The sequence below is a fragment of the Streptomyces regalis genome (assembly GCF_001509475.1).
Classification (GTDB): Bacteria; Actinomycetota; Actinomycetes; order Streptomycetales; family Streptomycetaceae; genus Streptomyces; species Streptomyces regalis.
The window spans coordinates 71,468-89,519 of the sequence record NZ_LLZG01000399.1 but is presented as its reverse complement, the minus strand read 5'-3'; the positions used below and the strand labels follow the sequence as shown (position 1 = coordinate 89,519).

18 protein-coding genes are annotated in these 18,052 nt (G+C 72.6%); 17 read left to right on the top strand and 1 reads right to left on the bottom strand.

Annotated elements, in window-relative coordinates:
- Positions 1-189: 189 nt before the first annotated feature.
- The 7 genes from ADL12_RS43000 to ADL12_RS42970 all read left to right on the top strand — a co-directional run bounded on the left by ADL12_RS43000 (position 190) and on the right by ADL12_RS42970 (position 8,025).
- On the top strand, positions 190-1,059 hold the full coding sequence (locus ADL12_RS43000; RefSeq protein ID WP_062713799.1) for a universal stress protein: 870 nt from the start codon (positions 190-192) through the stop codon (positions 1,057-1,059).
- 87 nt (positions 1,060-1,146) lie between these two features.
- The gene (locus ADL12_RS42995) at positions 1,147-2,175 is read left to right on the top strand and encodes an alcohol dehydrogenase catalytic domain-containing protein (RefSeq protein WP_062713697.1); all 1,029 of its coding nucleotides are present in this window, start codon (positions 1,147-1,149) and stop codon (positions 2,173-2,175) included.
- 329 nt (positions 2,176-2,504) lie between these two features.
- Positions 2,505-4,295 carry an acetate--CoA ligase gene (gene acsA / locus ADL12_RS42990; RefSeq protein ID WP_062713696.1) on the top strand — a complete coding sequence of 597 codons (1,791 nt, stop codon included), beginning with the start codon at positions 2,505-2,507 and terminating at the stop codon, positions 4,293-4,295.
- Positions 4,292-5,377, top strand: a complete 1,086-nt coding sequence (pdhA, locus tag ADL12_RS42985) for a pyruvate dehydrogenase (acetyl-transferring) E1 component subunit alpha (protein ID WP_208614739.1) — start codon at positions 4,292-4,294, stop codon at positions 5,375-5,377. Before acsA ends, pdhA begins: the two co-directional genes overlap by 4 nt.
- Before the next feature lie 2 nt (positions 5,378-5,379).
- Positions 5,380-6,375 (top strand): alpha-ketoacid dehydrogenase subunit beta, encoded by a 996-nt coding sequence (locus ADL12_RS42980; protein WP_062713695.1) that lies wholly within the window; start codon positions 5,380-5,382, stop codon positions 6,373-6,375.
- A gap of 1 nt (position 6,376) precedes the next feature.
- A complete protein-coding gene (locus ADL12_RS42975; protein WP_062713694.1) occupies positions 6,377-7,774 on the top strand; it encodes a dihydrolipoamide acetyltransferase family protein in 1,398 nt (465 codons plus the stop codon).
- Between the two features lie 2 nt (positions 7,775-7,776).
- Positions 7,777-8,025 carry an acyl carrier protein gene (locus ADL12_RS42970; protein WP_062713693.1) on the top strand — a complete coding sequence of 83 codons (249 nt, stop codon included), beginning with the start codon at positions 7,777-7,779 and terminating at the stop codon, positions 8,023-8,025.
- Between the two features lie 20 nt (positions 8,026-8,045).
- On the opposite strand, the gene ADL12_RS42965 is transcribed toward ADL12_RS42970, so the two are convergent.
- Complete coding sequence (locus ADL12_RS42965; RefSeq protein ID WP_062713691.1) at positions 8,046-8,909, bottom strand: CBS domain-containing protein; 864 nt, start codon at positions 8,907-8,909, stop codon at positions 8,046-8,048.
- A gap of 177 nt (positions 8,910-9,086) precedes the next feature.
- Between ADL12_RS42965 and ADL12_RS42960 the strand changes: the two genes are divergently transcribed.
- From ADL12_RS42960 to ADL12_RS42915, 10 genes are all read left to right on the top strand, one after another.
- Positions 9,087-9,587: an ATP synthase subunit B family protein gene (locus tag ADL12_RS42960; RefSeq protein WP_062713689.1), complete on the top strand. Its 501-nt coding sequence runs from the start codon at positions 9,087-9,089 to the stop codon at positions 9,585-9,587.
- Positions 9,587-10,546: a V-type ATPase subunit gene (locus ADL12_RS42955; protein WP_062713687.1), complete on the top strand. Its 960-nt coding sequence runs from the start codon at positions 9,587-9,589 to the stop codon at positions 10,544-10,546. The genes ADL12_RS42960 and ADL12_RS42955 overlap by 1 nt, the downstream gene beginning before the upstream one ends.
- Entirely contained in the window at positions 10,533-12,026 is a 1,494-nt protein-coding gene (locus ADL12_RS42950; protein ID WP_063806809.1) for a V-type ATPase 116kDa subunit family protein, read from the top strand. The genes ADL12_RS42955 and ADL12_RS42950 overlap by 14 nt, the downstream gene beginning before the upstream one ends.
- A gap of 2 nt (positions 12,027-12,028) precedes the next feature.
- Positions 12,029-12,445, top strand: coding sequence for an ATP synthase subunit C (locus ADL12_RS42945; RefSeq protein WP_062713680.1), 417 nt, complete (start codon positions 12,029-12,031; stop codon positions 12,443-12,445).
- The gene (locus ADL12_RS42940) at positions 12,442-12,675 is read left to right on the top strand and encodes a hypothetical protein (protein ID WP_062713678.1); all 234 of its coding nucleotides are present in this window, start codon (positions 12,442-12,444) and stop codon (positions 12,673-12,675) included. The genes ADL12_RS42945 and ADL12_RS42940 overlap by 4 nt, the downstream gene beginning before the upstream one ends.
- Positions 12,672-13,205 (top strand): V-type ATP synthase subunit E family protein, encoded by a 534-nt coding sequence (locus ADL12_RS42935; RefSeq protein WP_062713676.1) that lies wholly within the window; start codon positions 12,672-12,674, stop codon positions 13,203-13,205. The genes ADL12_RS42940 and ADL12_RS42935 overlap by 4 nt, the downstream gene beginning before the upstream one ends.
- A complete protein-coding gene (locus ADL12_RS42930; RefSeq protein ID WP_062713675.1) occupies positions 13,193-14,965 on the top strand; it encodes a V-type ATP synthase subunit A in 1,773 nt (590 codons plus the stop codon). Before ADL12_RS42935 ends, ADL12_RS42930 begins: the two co-directional genes overlap by 13 nt.
- On the top strand, positions 14,962-16,365 hold the full coding sequence (locus ADL12_RS42925) for a V-type ATP synthase subunit B (RefSeq protein WP_062713673.1): 1,404 nt from the start codon (positions 14,962-14,964) through the stop codon (positions 16,363-16,365). Before ADL12_RS42930 ends, ADL12_RS42925 begins: the two co-directional genes overlap by 4 nt.
- Positions 16,365-16,976 carry a V-type ATP synthase subunit D gene (locus ADL12_RS42920; protein WP_208614738.1) on the top strand — a complete coding sequence of 204 codons (612 nt, stop codon included), beginning with the start codon at positions 16,365-16,367 and terminating at the stop codon, positions 16,974-16,976. The genes ADL12_RS42925 and ADL12_RS42920 overlap by 1 nt, the downstream gene beginning before the upstream one ends.
- A gap of 146 nt (positions 16,977-17,122) precedes the next feature.
- Entirely contained in the window at positions 17,123-18,010 is an 888-nt protein-coding gene (locus ADL12_RS42915; RefSeq protein ID WP_062713793.1) for a universal stress protein, read from the top strand.
- The last annotated feature ends 42 nt before the right edge of the window (positions 18,011-18,052 follow it).

Here is an 18,052-nt window from a genome sequence, read left to right as displayed (position 1 = left end):
GTACCACGCCTCCGGTCCGCATGCGCCGCGGGGAGGTTTGGGGTACTCCTCGAAGTACCCCTCGAATCCGTACTCCTCGGATCCGCACCCCTCGCATCAGAGAGGTCCGTGCTCGACGCGGCGGCGCTGTCCGGACAAGCGGACTCGTTCACCGTCATTCCAGCTTCGTACGAGACGGAGGCAGTCGCCATGCAACCAGTCGTGACCGTGGGCCTCGACGGCTCACCGGAGAGTCTTGCCGCAGCCCGCTGGGCCGCCGACGAGGCCGAGCGGCGCAAGCTCACTCTGCGCCTGCTGCACGCGTGGCCGCTCCTGGCACCGGAACCGACCCGCATCCCCTCGGAAGTCGACCAGAACTACTGGGCGAAGCGTCTCGTGCACACCGCACAGGCGGAGCTCCAAGCGCGCCATCCGGGCCTGTCCATCCTCGGCAACCTGGTCGCCGACGACGCCGAGCACGCGCTGCTCCAGGCGGCAGCGGAATCCGAGATGATCGTGCTCGGTTCGCGGGGTCTGGAGCCCGTGGCGAGTTACTTCCTGGGTGTCATCAGCATGCCCGTCGTGGCGCGCGCGGAGCGGCCGGTGGTGCTGGTCCGCGCCGAGAACCGTCACGAGGGTCCACCGCCAGCGCCCACGGGCCCCGTAGTCGTGGGCCTGAAACTGCACGGGTCCTGCGACGATCTGCTCGACTTCGCCTTCGCCACCGCTGCGGCCAGGCACGTGCCCCTTCGGGCGGTCCATGGCCACACTGTGCCGCTCCACGCCCATGTGCCCTGGGGGGTGGACCACAACATCACCGAAGGGATCAGGCAGGACGCGCAGGGGCAGATCGGCAAGGCGCTCCACCCGTGGCGCGAAAAGTTTCCGCACGTGGAGGTCACCGACAGCATCGCCCTGGAGAGCCCCGCCAGGGCAGTCCTACGGGCCGCCGAGGGTGCCGGGCTGCTGGTCGTCGGCCGGCGCAAACACCATCATGCCCCGGCGCCGCGTCTGGGCCCGGTGGCCCACGCGGCCATCCACCACGCGCGCTGTCCCGTCGCCGTCGTCCCCCACGACTGAGCAGGGACACCGCAGCGGCCGGTCCGTGTTGCCCGGGAGTCCGTCGCGGGTGACGGTGGAGAGAAGGCAGCGAGGGAGTGGGTACCCATGCGAGCACTCGTCTACCACGGCCCCGCACAAGCCTCCTGGGACACCGCCCCCGATCCCTCGATCGAGGAGGCCACCGACGCGGTCGTACGGATCGACGCGGCGACCATCTGCGGCAGTGATCTGCACATTCTCCGGGGAGACCTCGCCGAGGTGAAGCCGGGGACGGTCCTCGGTCACGAGGCCGTCGGCGAGGTCATGGAGGTCGGCAGCGAGGTCCATCACCTGCGCCCCGGGGACCAGGTGATCGTGTCGTCCGTGTCGGCCTGCGGCCACTGTCAGTCGTGTCGGGACGGCATGCACGGACAGTGCCACGGTGGCGGAGGGTGGATCCTGGGGAGTCTGATCAACGGGACCCAGGCCGAGTTCGTGCGGGTGCCCTTCGCCGACTTCTCCACCCACCGACGGCCGTGGAACCTGGCGCTCGATGACGCGATCCTGCTCGCCGAGGTCCTCCCCACTGCGTATGAGGTCGGAGTGCGGAACGGACATGTGAGCCCGGGAGACACCGTCGTGGTGGTGGGCGCGGGCCCCGTCGGTCTCGCCACGGTCGTCGTCGCGCGGCTCTACTCGCCTCGCCGGATCATCGTCGTGGACCTGTCCGCCGCACGGCTGGAAGCCGCCGTCCGTGTGGGTGCCGACGCTGCCGAACTGCCGGGAAAGCTCATCGCCGAACTGTCCGAAGGACCCGGCGCGGATGTGGTCATCGAGGCGTCAGGGGAACCGGACGGCTTCGTGCTGGGCACCCGCGCCGTCCGCGCAGGAGGACACATCGCCAACATCGGCACGCACGGCAAACCGGCGACCCTGCACCTCGAATCCCTGTGGCGCAAGAACGTGACGATCAGCACCGGCCAGGTGGACACGTCCTCCACACCGTGGCTCCTGGAGCTGCTGAGGAACGGACGCCTGCCCATCTCCCAGTTGGTCACCCACACCTTCCCCCTCGATCGCATGCAGGACGCCTACGAGGTGTTCTCACACGGCGCCACCACAGGCGCCCTCAAAGTCGTACTGCACCGCGAGTGAACTGCCCAGACCGAAAGGGGTCGAACAGGCCGGACGGCCCCTCGATCCGGGCCGTCCGGCCCTACACCCCGCCGGCAAGCAGCGGTGCCATGGAATTGAGCCGAGGGCCACAAAGAGACACGGCGAAGCGGAGTCAGAGACCGCGCACCGTGCAATTCGGGCCCGCAAGAAGCGGGCGGCCCCCGGCTCCATGCACGTCTCCATCAACGTCGGCAGCCATGCCGCCGCCCGTCCCATCGGGCCGTGTCCTCCCGCTCCTGCGACCGAAGTGCGGCCAGGGCCGGGCTCGGCGACTCTGGAAATCGGGAGCAGTGCCGGGAGGAGCACCCATGCACTGGGAAACGATCCACAAGGACACCGCACCGGTCGTCCCACCCCGTCTCACCGACTACGACCGGACCCGCTCCGAATTCACCTGGTCACAGGCGCGCGCCGCACTGGCCGGACTGCCCGACGGCGGGCTCAACATGGCCCATGAGGCGGTCGACCGGCACGCCGCCTCCGACCTCGCGGACAAGGCCGCGCTGCGATGCGTCGCCCGGAACGACTCCGTCTCGACCGTCACCTACGCGGAACTGGCCCGCGGTACGGCCCGCTTCGCGAACGTGCTGCGCTCGCTCGGCGTCGGCCACGGGGACCGGGTGTTCACCCTCCTCGGCCGCTGTCCCGAGCTCTACACCACGGTGCTGGGCACGCTGAAGAACACCAGCGTGCTCTGCCCGCTCTTCTCGGCCTTCGGCCCCGACCCGGTGGCCCAGCGGCTGCGGCTCGGGGACGCAAAGGTCCTGGTCACCACCGCGGCCCTGTACCGGCGCAAGGTCGCCGAGCGCCGAGCGTCGGTTCCCGGACTGAAGCACGTCCTGATCGTCGGCCCCGGTGCCGAGGACCTGCCCGGTACCGCGTCCTTCGACGACCTGATGTCCGCCGCCCCGGACACCTTCACCATCCCGCCGACCTCGCCTGACGACATGGCCCTGCTGCACTTCACGAGCGGTACCACCGGCACCCCCAAGGGTGCGGTCCACGTCCACGAGGCCGTCGTCGCCCACTACGTCACCGCCGCGTACGCGCTCGATCTGCACCCCGAGGACGTGTACTGGTGCACCGCCGACCCCGGCTGGGTCACCGGCATGTCGTACGGCATCATCGCCCCGCTCGTCCACGGCGTGACTGTGATCGTCGACGAGGGCGACTACGACGCCCGGCGCTGGTACCGGATCCTCGGCGAACAGCGGGTCACCGTCTGGTACACGGCCCCCACGGCCCTGCGGATGCTCATGCGCGCCACCCCGCGCGAGGGCCCGTACGACCTGCCGCGCTCCTACGACCTGTCGGCCCTGCGCTTCATCGCCTCCGTCGGCGAACCCCTCAACCCGGAGGCCGTCGTGTGGGGTCGGGACGTGCTGGGCCTGCCGGTGCACGACAACTGGTGGCAGACGGAGACCGGCTGCATCATGATCGCGAACATCGCGGCGTGCGAGATCCGGCCCGGCTCGATGGGACGGCCGCTGCCCGGCGTCGAGGCGACCGTGCTGAAGCAGGGCGAGGACGGCCGTGCGCTCGTCATCGACGGCAGGGTCACCGAGGTGCAAAGCCCGGATGTTGAAGGCGAGTTGGCGCTGCGGCCGGGCTGGCCCTCGATGTTCCGCGGCTATCTGCATGACAAGGAGCGCTACGACGCCGCGTTCGCCGGCGGCTGGTACCTGACCGGTGACCTGGTCCGCCGGGACGCGGACGGCTGGTACTGGTTCGTGGGGCGCGCCGACGACGTCATCAAGTCGGCCGGGCACCTCATCGGCCCGTTCGAGGTGGAGAGCGCGCTGATGGAGCACCCGTCGGTGGCCGAGGCCGGGGCGATCGGACGGCCGGACCCGGTCGCCGGGAACGTGGTCAAGGCATTCGTGTCGCTGCGGCCCGGTGTCGAGCCGACCCCGGAACTGGAGCGGGAGTTGCTGGCCTTCGGGCGCCGCAAGCTGGGCCCCGCGGTCGCGCCGCGGGAGATCGCGTTCGATCAGAACCTGCCCAAGACCCGCAGTGGGAAGGTCATGCGCCGTCTGTTGCGTGCGCGTGAACTCGGCTTGCCGATGGGTGACTTGTCGACGTTGGAGGGATCCGCATGAGCGTGGCCCGTTCCAGCCGCACGCGGAAGGACCCGGCGCGCCCGAAGTCGGGCAAGAAGACCGCGACGAGCAAGCCGAGCGCGAGCACCGAATCGCCGGCCCGGCAGCCGAGCACCGGACACCGGACGGACCTGCTGGAGGCGATGCTGCGCATCCGGCGCTTCGAGGAACGCTGCGTGGAGCTCTACAGCGCCACGAAGATCCGCGGCTTCGTCCACCTCTACATCGGTGAGGAGGCCGTCGCCGTCGGCATCAATGAGGCACTGACACCCGAAGATGCGGTCGTCTCCACCTACCGCGAACACGGCCACGCGCTGGCCCGGGGCATCCCCGCCGAGTCGGTCATGGCCGAGATGTACGGCAAGGCGACCGGCTGCAGCGGTGGACACGGCGGCTCCATGCACCTGTTCGACGCGAGCCGCCGCTTCTACGGCGGCAGCGCGATCGTCGCCGGTGGGCTCCCGCTGGCCGCGGGGCTCGCACTCGCCGACCGGATGCGCGCACAGCCCCGTGTGACGTGCTGCTTCTTCGGCGACGGGGCCTTCGCCGAGGGCGAGTTCCACGAGACGGCGAACCTCGCCGCCCTGTGGGGTCTGCCGCTGCTGCTCGTCTGCGAGAACAACCTCTACGCCATGGGCACCGCGCTCGCCCGGGAGCACGCGCAGACCGACCTGGCGATGCGCGCCGCCTCCTACGGCATGCCCGCCTGGGCCGTGGACGGCATGGACGTCGAAGCCGTCGAGCAGGCCGCCCGCCGGGCCGTCGAGGGCATCCGGGCCGGCACCGGGCCGCACTTCCTGGAGCTGCGCACCTACCGCTTCCGCGCCCACTCCATGTACGACCCGGACCGCTACCGCGACAAGGCCGAGATCGAGCAGTGGAAGGTCCGCGACCCGATCAACCGGCTCACGGACCGCATGCGCGAGAACGGTGAGCCGGTCGAGAAGGAGCTCGCCCGGATCGAGCAGCGGATCACCGACGAGATCGATCACGCCGTCGCAGCAGCCGAACAGGCACCCGAGGAACCGGTCGAGAACCTGCTCCGCCACGTCACCAGTTCCCCGGCGGAGGCGGTGAGTTGACCATGGGCGCCAGCGGAACGGAAGTGTCGAAGACGACCTACCGGGAGGCCATGCGCGAGGCGCTGCGGGAGGCCCTGCGCTCCGACGACCGTGTCTTCCTCATGGGCGAGGACGTAGGCCGCTACGGCGGATGCTTCGGCGTAAGCCTCGGCCTGCTGGAGGAGTTCGGCCCCGAACGCGTCCGCGACACCCCGCTGTCAGAGTCCGCGTTCGTGGGCGCCGGCATCGGCGCCGCCCTGGCCGGGATGCGGCCCGTCGTCGAGATCATGACCGTCAACTTCAGCCTGCTCGCCCTGGACCAGATCCTCAACAACGCCGCCACTCTGCTGCACATGTCGGGCGGCCAGCTGCCGGTGCCACTGGTCATCCGCATGACCACGGGCGCCGGACGGCAGCTCGCCGCGCAGCACTCCCACAGCCTGGAGGGCTGGTACGCGCACATCCCCGGTATCCGCGTCCTCGCCCCGGCGACCATCGAGGACGCACGCCACATGCTGGCCCCGGCGCTCGCCGACCCCGACCCCGTACTGATCTTCGAGCACGGCAGCCTCTACAACGCCTCCGGCGAACTCGCCCCGCCCACGGCCCCCGTGGACCTGGACCACGCCGCGATCCGCAGGCCGGGCACCGACATCTCCCTGATCACGTACGGCGGTTCGCTGACCAAGACGCTCGCGGCGGCGGACGAGCTGGCAGCCGAGGACATCAGCGCCGAAGTGATCGACCTGCGCACGCTCCGGCCTCTCGACGACGCGGCCATCACCGCCTCCGTGGCCCGCACACACCGCGTCGTGATCATCGATGAGGGCTGGCGCACCGGCAGTCTCGCCGCCGAGGTGTCCGCCCGCATCGCCGAAGGGTCGTTCTACGAACTGGACGCGCCCGTCGAGCGGGTGTGCAGCGCGGAGGTGCCCATGCCGTACGCGCGGCGGCTGGAGGAGGCCGCCCTGCCGCAGACCGCCGACATCGTCGCGGCCGCCCACCGGGCGGTGGACTGACGTGGCCGAGTTCACCATGCCGTCCCTCGGCGCCGACATGGACGAGGGCACGCTCCTGGAATGGCTGGTGGGCCCAGGAGACCTCGTCCACAAGGGCGATCCCGTCGCGGTCGTCGAAACCGCGAAGTCGACCATCGAGGTGGAGTGCTTCGAGACCGGAACCCTGACGGAGTTGCTCGTCGCGCCCGGCACGACGGTGCCGGTGGGCACACCGCTCGCGCTGATCGGGCCGACGGCCGAGAAGGCCGAGGAGCGACGACCGGTCCGTCACGTACCGAAGAAGGGCAAGCCCACCGCGCCCGCCAAGCCCGCCGCCCCGCCCGAGACCGCCCCGGTCCCGGTGCCGCCGGTACCGTCCGCCGCTCGGCAGCGCGCCCACATCGAGGCGGGCCCATTGGTCCGGCACTTCGCGGAACAGAGTGGCGTCGCCCTGGAGACGCTGCACGGATCCGGGCCCGGAGGGCGTGTCACCCGGGCCGATGTCCAGGAAGCGGCGGCTGCCCGAGCCGCGCCTGGGCCACCGCGCGTGCGGGCCACGCCGCTCGCCCGGCGGCTTGCCGCCGAACTGGGCGTCGATCTGACCACAGTGAGGGGAACGGGCAAGGAGTCGGCCGTCCGTGCCGCGGACGTGCGCCGGGCAGCCCCCGGCCCTGCGGCCCCTGCCTCGCCCGCGCCCGCCACTCCGGTCCGTCCTTCGGTTGCACGGCCTTCTGCCGCACGTCCGTCCGAGGACCGGGCGGCGGCCATGCGCCAGGCGATCGCGGGCCTGATGAGCCGCGCCAACCGGGACATCCCCCACTACTACCTGTCCACGACCGTGGACATGGCCGCCGCGATGAACTGGCTGCACGAGCACAACCGGCAAAGCCCGGTCGGTGAACGGCTGCTCCCCGTGGCCCTGCTGATCAAGGCGGCGGCCCTGGCGGCCCGCGAGGTCCCCGAACTCAACGGCTTCTGGACCGATGACCACTTCTCGGCAGGCGAGGGCGTCCACCTCGGCGTGGCCGTGTCCCTGCGCGGCGGAGGGCTCGTGGCCCCCGCAATGCGCCACGCCGACACCCTGGCACTCCCGCAGCTGATGGCCGCCCTGAAGGACCTGGTCACCCGGGCCCGTACGGGAAGGCTCCGCGGTTCCGAGGTGTCCGACGCCACGATCACGGTCACCAACCTCGGCGAGCAGGGTGTGGAGACCGTCTTCGGAGTGATCTACCCGCCCCAGGTGGCCCTGGTCGGCTTCGGGCGGGTGGTCGACCGGCCGTGCGCCGTCGACGGCCTGCTGGGCGTGCGCCCCGTGGTCACGGCGACCCTTTCCGCCGACCACCGGGCGACTGACGGTGCCGTCGGCGCCCGCTACCTCACGGCGGTCGCCCGCCTCCTGCAGAACCCGGAGCAGCTGTGAACATGAACCGAACCGACGCGCTGGACATGGTCAGGGAGTCGATCTCGCGCGTCATCCCCGACGCCGACATCGCCGCTCTGGGGCTCGACGACGCGTTCCGCGACGTGCTCGAGATGGACTCGCTGGACTTCCTGAGTTTCGTCGAGGTCCTCAGCGAGCTGTCGGGCGTCCGCATCGAGGACGAGGACACGCCCCGGCTCACCTCACTGGCCGCCAGCGCCGACTTCCTCGTCGCCCGCGCAGTGACGTGAGCCTCGTGGGCGATGACGGCTCAGACCGGTTCGATGTCGTCGACGACACCGACCACGTCGTTGATGTCCCGCACCGATGCGAGCAGTTCGGGGACAACAGCCTTGTCCAGTCTCCCCGTCATGGTCACCACGCCGTTCTCCACGGTGACCTCGGCAGCGCGCGGGTCCAGCAGGTGCTGACGGATCAGCGATTCGACCTCGCCCCGGATCTCGGCGTCGTCACGGATCAGGGCCCGCAGCAGGTCGCGTCGGCTCACCACGCCGACGAGCCGGCCGCGATAGTCGGTCACGGGGAGCCGCTTCAACCGTGCGTGGGCGGCGGTCCACGCGGCCTCCGCCACGCGTTGCGCCGGGTGGACGGTGACGGGCGGAAAGGTCATCAATGTGGCCGCCGTGTCGCCGTGGCTCTTCTCGTACAGGCGGTGCTGCCACAGCCTGCCGACAGGTCCGTGCCGGTGCGGTTCCGCCATGACGGCGGCCTTGGCCAGCAGATCCGACTCCGAGACGACGCCGATCACGTGGTCGCCGGCGTCGACGACCGGTACGGCGCTCAGCTTCTCGCGGGCGAGTGTGTGGGCCACGTCCAGGAACGGCATGTCGCCGGGGACGGAGATCGCCGGAACCTGCATGACGTCCCGTACGTGGAGGGTGGCTGGTTCCCCGGCGGAGGGCTCGTGTGCGGAAGTGGCGGGCGGCGGTTGGGACTTCGCCGTGCCGGGAGCGGGCTCGGGCTCCTCGGTACTCCTCGCGGACGCGGCGGCGGCGACCGCTCCGAGGTAGCGGCTCAGCGCGTCCTGACGCGGTTCTTCCTTGGGTGTCCAGGGGCGGCCCGGCGTGGCGCGGCGGGCTTCCTTCTCCGCGGGGCTGTGGTCGGAGTGGCTCACGGCTGTCTCCCGGGGACGCGGTCCACCTGTTACGCGGTCAGTCTGGCATCGATCTGCGGGTGCGGCCTGCGGGCCGAACGGCCCTGCCCGAGGGACAGGTGGCCCAGCGCGGCACGACATGCCATCGCCTACCAAGGAGACTGGGAAGTGGGGCTTGGGCCACCTGGAGGAGAGTTCGTGACGGGTTTCCGGGACTTTCTGACACGGTTCCGGCCGGCGGCATCGCCCGGCCGGGCCGCACCGAGCGGTGTCCCCGCGGACCGCTCCGCCGAACTCCGTGCGGAACTCACGCCGCCCCTGGCTCTGCTCGATCAGACGGAGGCGGAAGCGCGGACCATACGAGAGCAGGCCGACGCCGACGCCTCATCACTCCGGGACAAGGCCGAACGGCAGGCCGAGGCGACCGTGGCCGCGGCGCATGAAGAGGCCCGCCACGTGCGGGCGCACGCCGCCGAGCAGGTGCGGCGTGCGGCCGAGGGGGAGGCGGCGGCACTGCTCGCCGAGGCAGAACGCGCGGCAGTCGCCGTACGCGATCGCGCCAGGAGCCGGACGCCCGTACTCGCTGACCGCGTTCTCGCGCTGGTGCTGGAGGATCTCGAGGCGGGGCAGGCATCACCCTCGCCGCCGATGGAACACCGGGCTCCGGGCAGGAACAGGCCGCAGGAGGGTGGTCCCTGATGGGCGCCGGATGGGTGGCCGGCGTAACCCGGGCACGGGCTCTGCGGACCCGGTGCCTGGGCGCCGAAGGCATCAGGGAGGTGGCCGCGTCCCGCACCCTCGATGACGCCCTGCGCTACCTGGCGGCCACGCCGTACCGGCACGACGTCACCCCGGGCACCACGCCGACCGAGGCCCAGCGCGCGGTCTCGGCGACACTGCTGTGGCATCTGCGCGTCCTCGCAGGCTGGCAACCGGCCACCGGCGCGGGCGCCGTCCGGGCGCTCGCCGCCGGGTTCGAGATCTCCAACACCGAACACCATCTGAGGGCTCTCGAGGCCGACCCGCGGCAGCCGGACCCGGAACGCCTCCCGCCCCCGCCCTATCACCTAGGTGCGCTGGCGATCGCCTGGACGCGGCTCGCCCGCACCCGTACGCCGTCCGAGCTGCGTACCGCGCTGGCGGCCTCCGTCTGGGGCGACCCGGGGGGCGACTCCCCCGCCGCCGTCGCCACCGGTATGCGGGTCTCCGCTGCCCTACGGCTCGCGACCACCGTTCCCGACGCGACGCGCTGGGCGGCGGCCCGGCTCGCCCTGCTGTTCGGCCGTGAGGTGTTCGTCGTCGGTCGCCGGTTGCCGGACGTGTCCGCCCGTCGGGTGGCCCGCCTGCTCGGTCCGCGGGCGGTGGGGGCGGGGTCTTACGCCGATTTCCGGCAGGCTCTGCCGGCCACGGCGCGGTGGCTGCTGGAGGACGTCGACGAGGCGGCGGACCTGTGGCGGGCCGAGGCGCGGTGGTGGGACGCGGTCGAGCGGGACGGCCGGGAACTGCTGCGCCGGTCCCACTTCGGGCCGCAGCCGGTGGTGGGGGCCGTGGCACTGCTGTCCGCCGACGCGTGGCGGACCCGCGGCGCGCTGGAGCTGGCCGCCCGGGGCGGCGGCCCCGGCAACTGGCCCGCGGAGGTGTTCGATGCCCCGAGCTGAGGCGGCGCTCCCGGTCCGGATGCGCAGGGTGGCCATCGTGGCCCCCGAGAAGGCGCTGCGGGAGGGCCTGGTGCGGATCGCCGAGGCGGGCTGCGTGGAGATCGACCTGGCCGGGGACGGCGGGCCGGACGTCCGCGGGCCCGCTGCGACGCGCCTGCAGCGGCTGCGCACCGAGCCGGCGCAACCGGTTCTCAGCGAGGCTCCCCCCGACCTGGACGCCCTGGAGCGCGAGTGCCGGACGGACCTGCTGGCGGGCGAGGCGCAGTTGGAGGAACGGCTCGGCAGCGCGGTCCGGCACGGCGCGGCCGCGGCGCTGGCCGGCTGGTGCCCCGAGGCGGAGGTGGGCACCACGGCGGCGCGCATCGCCGCAGCCGGGGGCGCACTGGTGCCGCTGCGGACCCCACGCGGCGTCGACCCTCCGACCTTGCTGACCGGAGCGGGCACGGCGCCCCCGGCGCACGCGGCGAGGACCGTGCGCCGCTCCTTCACGCCGCTGGTCACTACGTACGGAACCGTGCCCTACGCCGACCTCGACCCCACCATGCCGGCCGGGATCGTCTACGTGATGATGTTCGGCCTGATGTTCGGCGATGCCGGGCACGGACTGCTGCTGGTCGCCCTCGCCCTGCTGCTGCGGGCGGGACGGCCGCGCCGAGTGGCGGCACTACGTCGGCTGTGGCCCTTCGTCGCGGGGGCCGGGCTGGCCGCCACGCTGGCCGGGGTGGCGTACGGCGAGTTCTTCGGCCCGACCGGGGTGCTGCCCGTGCTGTGGCTGGAACCCCTGGAGGAGCCCATGCGGCTGCTGGCCGCCGCCGTCGAGCTCGGCGCCGTGCTGCTCGCCGTCGCCTACGCCGCGGGGATCGTCAACCGGTGGCGGGAAGGCGGACCGGCGGCAGCCCTTTACGCGACGACCGGGATCGCCGGGGCGACGCTCTACCTCGGCCTCGCCGCCGTTGCCGGCTACGTGTGGCTCGGCCAGGCGGCTTACGGGGTTGTCGGTGCCGTGATCGCGGCCGGAGGGCTGGCGCTGGCCGGGACGGGGCTTTACGCGACGACGGCGGGCGGCCCTGGCGGAGCCGTGCAGACCGGCATCCAACTGTTCGACGCGGTGGTCCGGATCGGCTCCAACGTCGTCTCCTTCGCGCGACTCGCGGCCTTCGGGCTCACCCACGCGGCACTCGGCTCGATCGTCTGGGACGGCACGACGGCACTGACGGGACGGGGCCCCGTGGGCGTCGTCGCAGCGGTGCTCGTCTTCCTGCTCGGCAATGCCCTGGCCTTCGCGCTGGAGGCGCTGGTGGCCGGGGTCCAGGCGCTGCGGCTGGAGTTCTACGAACTGTTCTCCCGGCTCTTCGAGGGCGAGGGCCGCCCCTTCCGGCCCTGGCACCTGCCCGTGGAGCACATCCCGGGGTCGCCCGCCGTCGCAGGGCCGGCGGTAGCGGCGCAGGCCGTCCCAAATGGCCCGGCAAGGGAGGAGTAATCGTGATCACCTGGTTCTTGGCCCTGCCCGTCATCGTGGCGGGATTCGTCGCCGTACGCCTTGTGCTGCGGCGCTCCGGCCGGACGGCCCTGTGGTGGATGGTCGCAGCCGACGCCGTGCTGCTGGTGGCGGCCACAGTGGTGCTGACCCTGGCGCTCGGCGCAGGATCCGCGCAGGCCGCGACCACGACGGCACAGGATGCCGGCTCCGGATCCGCCGCTCTGATCGGCGCCGCGATCGCGGTGGCCGGGGCGACGATCGGGGCGGGCATCGCCGTCGCCTACACCGGTGCGGCGGCCCTCGCGGCGCTGAGCGAACGGCCCGAGCTCTTCGGCCGGGCCATGGTCATCGTCGGTCTGGCCGAGGGCATCGCCATCTACGGGCTGGTCGTCGCGGTCATCCTCATCGGGAAGGCATGACCATGGGCCGCGTCGCCGCCCTCGGAGAGCGGTCCCGTGTGGCCGGCCTGGCCCTGGCCGGGGCCGTCGTTCTCGTCGCCGACGGCCCCGAGGCCGTACGCCGGGTCTGGCGGAGCCTGCCGGACGGCATCGACCTGGTGATCCTCACCCCAGCCGCGGCGGATGCGCTGGAGCCGGACTACTCGTCGACCGGAGGCCGCCGCCCGCTGATCGCTGTGATGCCGCCATGAAGACTCCGGCCCCCGACTTCCAGACGACGGACGACGCGCTCTCACCGGTCCGGACGGAACTGCTGCGAGCGGCTCATGCCGACGCGGAAGCGACCCTGGCCCGCGCCGAGCGCGAGGCCGCCCAACTGGTCCACCAGGCCCGCGCCGAGGCCCGGGCGGTCGTCGGCGAGGCCCGGCGCCAGGGCGAGGCCGATGGCGCGGACGCCGCTCGCGACCTCCTCGTCCAGGCCCGGCGGCACGCCAGGTCCCACACGCTCGCCGCGCGCCGGGAGACGTACGAGGAGTTGCGCCGTGAGGCCGCCAAGCGAGTCGGAGGGGTGCGCGGAACCGACCGATACGCGGCCGTCAGGGAGCGGCTGGAACGCCGGGCCCGCCTCCTGCTGGGGCCCGGCGCCGAGGTGAGCGAGCACACCGACGGGGGCGTGGTGGCCCGGGCGCCGGGCAGGCGGGTCGACCTCTCGCTGACCGCGCTGGCCGACCGAGCGCTGGACCGGATGGGAGCGGAGGTGCGGAGCCTATGGGAGCCGTGACGGAAGCCGCTGGGACACATCCGCAGCCTGCCGCCCGGCCGCCGGTCTCCCGGATCCTGCGCGTCACCGGACCGCTGGTCGAGATGGAGTACACGGGCGGCATCGCCATGTACGACCTGGTCTCGATCGGCCCGGCCGGGCTGCCCGGCGAGGTGGTGGCCATCAGCGGTGACGTGGTCACCGTCCAGGCGTACGAGTACACCGGCGGGCTCGCTCCGGGGCAGACGGCACTGCCCCAGGGCCGTCCGCTGTCGGTGCGGCTCGGTCCCGAACTGCTCGGCGGGATCTTCGACGGCCTGCTGCGCCCCCTGTCCGGTGCCGGCGAATGGCTGCTGCCGGGCGCGCACCGGGGTTCGGCAGGAGAACGCACCTGGTCCTTCTCCCCCTTGGTGACGGAGGGCGAGCAGGTGGCCGAGGGGCAGGCGCTCGCGGAGATCCGTGACGCGGGGCCGGTGCAGGTGAAGGTCCTCGTGCCGCCCGGCTGCGGGGGCACAGTCGATGAGATCGCCACCGCCGGGGACCGCCCGCTGGACACCGTGGTGGCTGTGGTGGGCGGCACCGAGGTGCCAGTCGGCGCCCTGTGGCCGGTGCGCCGCCCCCGCCCCGTGCGGGAGCGCGTCGACAGCCACGACGCCCTGAACACCGGCCAACGGGTGATCGACCTGCTCTTCCCCGTGGCCCGGGGCAGCACCGTGGCGGTTCCGGGCGGGTTCGGCACCGGCAAGACGGTGCTGCTGCAGCAGATCGCCAAGTGGTGCGACGCGGACGTCATCGTCTACGTCGGCTGCGGGGAACGCGGCAACGAGATGGCCGACGTCATCACCGAACTGGCGGAGCTGAAGGACCCGCGCACGGGCGGACGCCTCACAGACCGCACCGTGACGATCGCCAACACCTCCAACATGCCGATGATGGCGCGTGAGGCGAGCGTCTACACGGGAGTGACGGTCGCCGAGTACTTCCGGGACATGGGCCTGGACGTGGTCGTCATCGCCGACTCGACCTCCCGGTGGGCCGAGGCGCTGCGCGAGTTCGCCTCCCGTACCGGCGATCTACCCGCCGAGGAGGGCTACCCGGCCGGACTGGCGTCCGCCATCGCCGCTTTCTACGAGCGGGCTGCCGCCGTGACCACCCTCGGCGGCGACCGGGGATCGGTGACCGTGATCGGCGCGGTGTCCCCGCCCGGCGGGGACATGGCCGAACCGGTGACCGCGCACACCGAACGCTTCGTCCGCTGCCTGTGGACCCTCGACCGCGACCTCGCCTACGCCCGCCACTACCCGGCCCTCTCCTGGGCCGGATCCTTCTCCCGGGACGTGCCGGTCCTGGCCGCCGGGCACCGCACGGCGGGTGATCCGGTGTGGGCCCGACGCCGCGACCGGGTGGGAGCGGTGCTGGCGGAAGCTGACCGGCTGGCCGATCTGGTGGACCTGATCGGCATCGCCGCCCTGCCCGCGCGCGAACGCATCAGCGTGCTCGCGGGGAGGCTGGTCCGCGAGGGCGTGCTGCAGCAGAGCGCCCTGTCGGAGCGGGACGCGTACTGCGGCCCGGAGAAGACGGCCGCCCTGGCCGACGCCGTCCTCACGGTCGCCGACCGGTGCCGCGAGCTGGTGGACTCCGGCATCCCGGCGGCCTCGGTCGAGGAGATCGACTTCGGTCCGGTGCTGCGGGCCCGCGAGGACACCGGCCCGCACGACGCCGCCGGGGTGGCGACGCGGCGGGACGCGATGCTCGCCCGGCTGGGAGAGATGTGGCCATGAGCCCGTCCGACGAGATCGAGTACACGAAGGTGCGCGAACTGCGCGGGCCGCTCGTGGTCGTCGAGGGCGTGGCCGGGATTGGCTGGGACGAGTACGTGCGCATCACGCTCGCCTCGGGCGAACGGCGGCACGGAGTGGTCCTGGACGCCGACCGGGACCTGGCGGTGGTCCAGGTGCTGGAGGGCACTGCGGGCATGGATCCGGAGGGCGTCTGGGCAGCCTTCTCGGGCAGCCCGCTGCGCGTCCCGGTCGGGACGGACTGGCTCGGCCGGGTCTGCAACGGCCGGGGCGGGCCCCTCGACGGCGGCCCGCCCGTCTTCGGCTCCGACACCGCAGAGGTGGGCGGCGCCCCCATTAACCCGGTGCGGCGCGAGCCGCCGTCCGAGCCGGTGCTCACCGGGGTCGGGGCCGTCGACGCCCTGACGACCCTGGTGCGCGGGCAGAAGCTGCCGGTGTTCTCCGTGGCCGGGCTGCCGCACCTGGAACTGGCCGCCCAGATCGCTGCCCAGGCCACCGCCGCCGGAGAGCCGTTCAGCGTCGTCTTCGCGGGCATGGGACTCACCCACGCCGACGCCTCCTTCGTGCGCGACGCCCTGGAGGAACGATCCGCGGCCGGGGAACTGGTCCTGCTGCTGAACACCGCCGACGACCCGGTGATCGAGCGGATCCTCACCCCGCGCATCGCGCTCACCGTCGCCGAGCACCTCGCCTTCACCGAGGCACGGCACGTCCTCGTGGTGATGACAGACATGACGACGTACGCCGAAGCCCTGCGCGAGGTCTCCGCCGCCCGCGGGGAGATCCCCGCCCGCCGCGCCTACCCCGGCTACCTCTACAGCGACCTGGCCTCCCTGTACGAACGCTGCGGACGCATCCGGGGCCGTCCCGGCTCGGTCACCGTGCTCCCGGTGCTCACCATGCCCGCGGGCGACATCACCCACCCCGTACCGGACCTGACCGGCTACATCACCGAGGGCCAGATCGTGCTCTCGGCCGAGACACACGCGCGGGGCGTGTACCCGCCGCTGGACGCCCTGTCCTCGCTGTCCCGGCTGATGCGCAAGGGCGCGGGCCCCGGCCGTACGCGCGACGACCACCTCGACGTCGCGGCCCAGCTGCTCGCCGCCCTGGCCAGGGCCCGGCAGGTCCGCGACCTCGCGGACCTGGTCGGCCAGGCGGCACTGAGCCCCACCGACCGCCGCTACCTGGACTACGAGGACGCGTTCCTGCGGGACTTCGCCGACCAACGGAGCGACGAACCGCGCGACCTCGACACCTCACTGGAACGCGGCTGGCGGGCCCTGCTCACCCTGCCCCGCAGCCAGCTCTCCATGCTCCCCGCCCACCTCCTCGACGCCCACGGGGCAAAGGACACCCCGGACAAGGAGGTGTCGTCCTGATGGCCGGCACCCGCCACACACCGCCAGGTCGCGCAGGACGCCTGCGTCTGCGGCACAGCCTCGATGTCGCCGAGCGCGGAGCCGACCTGCTCGAGCAGAAGCTCCGCATCCTCCGCTCCGAGCACCAGCGCCTGCTGCGGGCGGAGGAGGCAGCCGCGCGCGCATGGCGGCACCTGCTGCCCGAGGCCGAGACCTGGCTGCTGCGCGGACTGCTCCTGGGCGGCGAACAGGCCCTCGACGGAGCCGCCGCGGGCATCGGCCCTGCCGAGGTCACGGTGCACTGGACCACCTCCATGGGGGTACGCCACCCGGCGGGGGCCGACATATCCGTACCCGCCCGCCCACCCACCGCCGCCGCTCCCTCCAACACGGCGCTCGTGCATGCCGAGGCTGCCTACGGCCGGGCCGTGCGTGCCGCCGCCGAGTACGCGGCCGCCCACGCCGCCGCCGAGCTCGTGGGCGCGGAGGTCATCGGCACCCGGCACCGGGTCCGGGCCCTGCGGCGCCACTGGATTCCTCGCCTGCTGGAGGCTCTCGACCGGGCCGGCCTGGCGCTGGAGCAGGCCGAGCACGAGGACAGCGTCCGGCGGCGCTGGGCTGCCCGGCAGTGACCGCGCCCCCAGAAAGATGCAGGCGCCCGGGCCTTCGCCACCCCATCCGGGGATCAGGGTCATCCCCGGGCCCCTGATCCCCTCGGCAGTGGTGCGTGGACAGGGTGAAGCTGGAGGTAAGAGGTGGCGGCTATGAGGGAGGCATGGTGAGTGGTCTCGTGATCGTGGGCGTGGACGGTTCGGCGTCGAGTCTTGCCGCGGTGGAGGTGGCCGCGCGGGAGGCGCGGTTGCGCGGGGCGGGGCTGCGGGTGGTTCATGCTTTTGTCTGGCCCGCGACGCATGTGCCCATGGGGCCGTCGCCGCTGGGACCTCCGCAGGGTGGGCTGCAGAACATGGTCGATGGCCTGGTGGCCGAGGCGCTCGAGCGGGCGCGGGCGGGAGCGCGGGAGGTCGAGGTCAGTCACGTCGTGGTCACCGGTGAGCCGTTGACGGTGCTGGAGGCGCAGTCGCGTGCCGCGGAACTCGTGGTGGTCGGTTCCCGGGGTATGGGCGGGTTTGTCGGGCTGCTGGTGGGGTCGACGGCGGTCCATCTGGCGACGCACGGCCGGTGTCCGGTTCTGGTGGTGCGTGAGCTGCCTCGCGACGACGGCCCGGTCGTGCTGGGCGTCGACGGCTCGGCCGCAGGGCAGAACGCCGTTGATTTCGCCTTCGCCGAGGCCGCCCTGCGGAATGCGCCGTTGGTGGCTCTGCACGCCTGGACCACGTGGAATGCTCCGATGCCCGCACCGCAGGATGCGTCGATGCCGTACGCGAACCCTCCAGGAGCGCTGGCCAAGGGGGAAGAGCGGCTGCTGCACGAGGCGCTCGCCGGCCGTCAGGAGCGCTTCCCGGGTGTGGCTGTGGAACACAGAGTGGTGCACGGCGGGACGCGGGAGGCACTGATCGACGCAAGTCGGTCCGCTCAGTTGGTGGTGGTCGGTGCGCGGGGGCGCGGCGGTTTCGCCGGACTGCTTCTGGGCTCGGTCAGCCAGGCCCTGCTGCACCACGCGCACTGCCCGGTCGCGGTGGTACGGGGAGCGGGAGAGCGTCGCTGAAGGAGACGATCGCGGGGCCCGGCGCCGGATCTCCGGGGATTC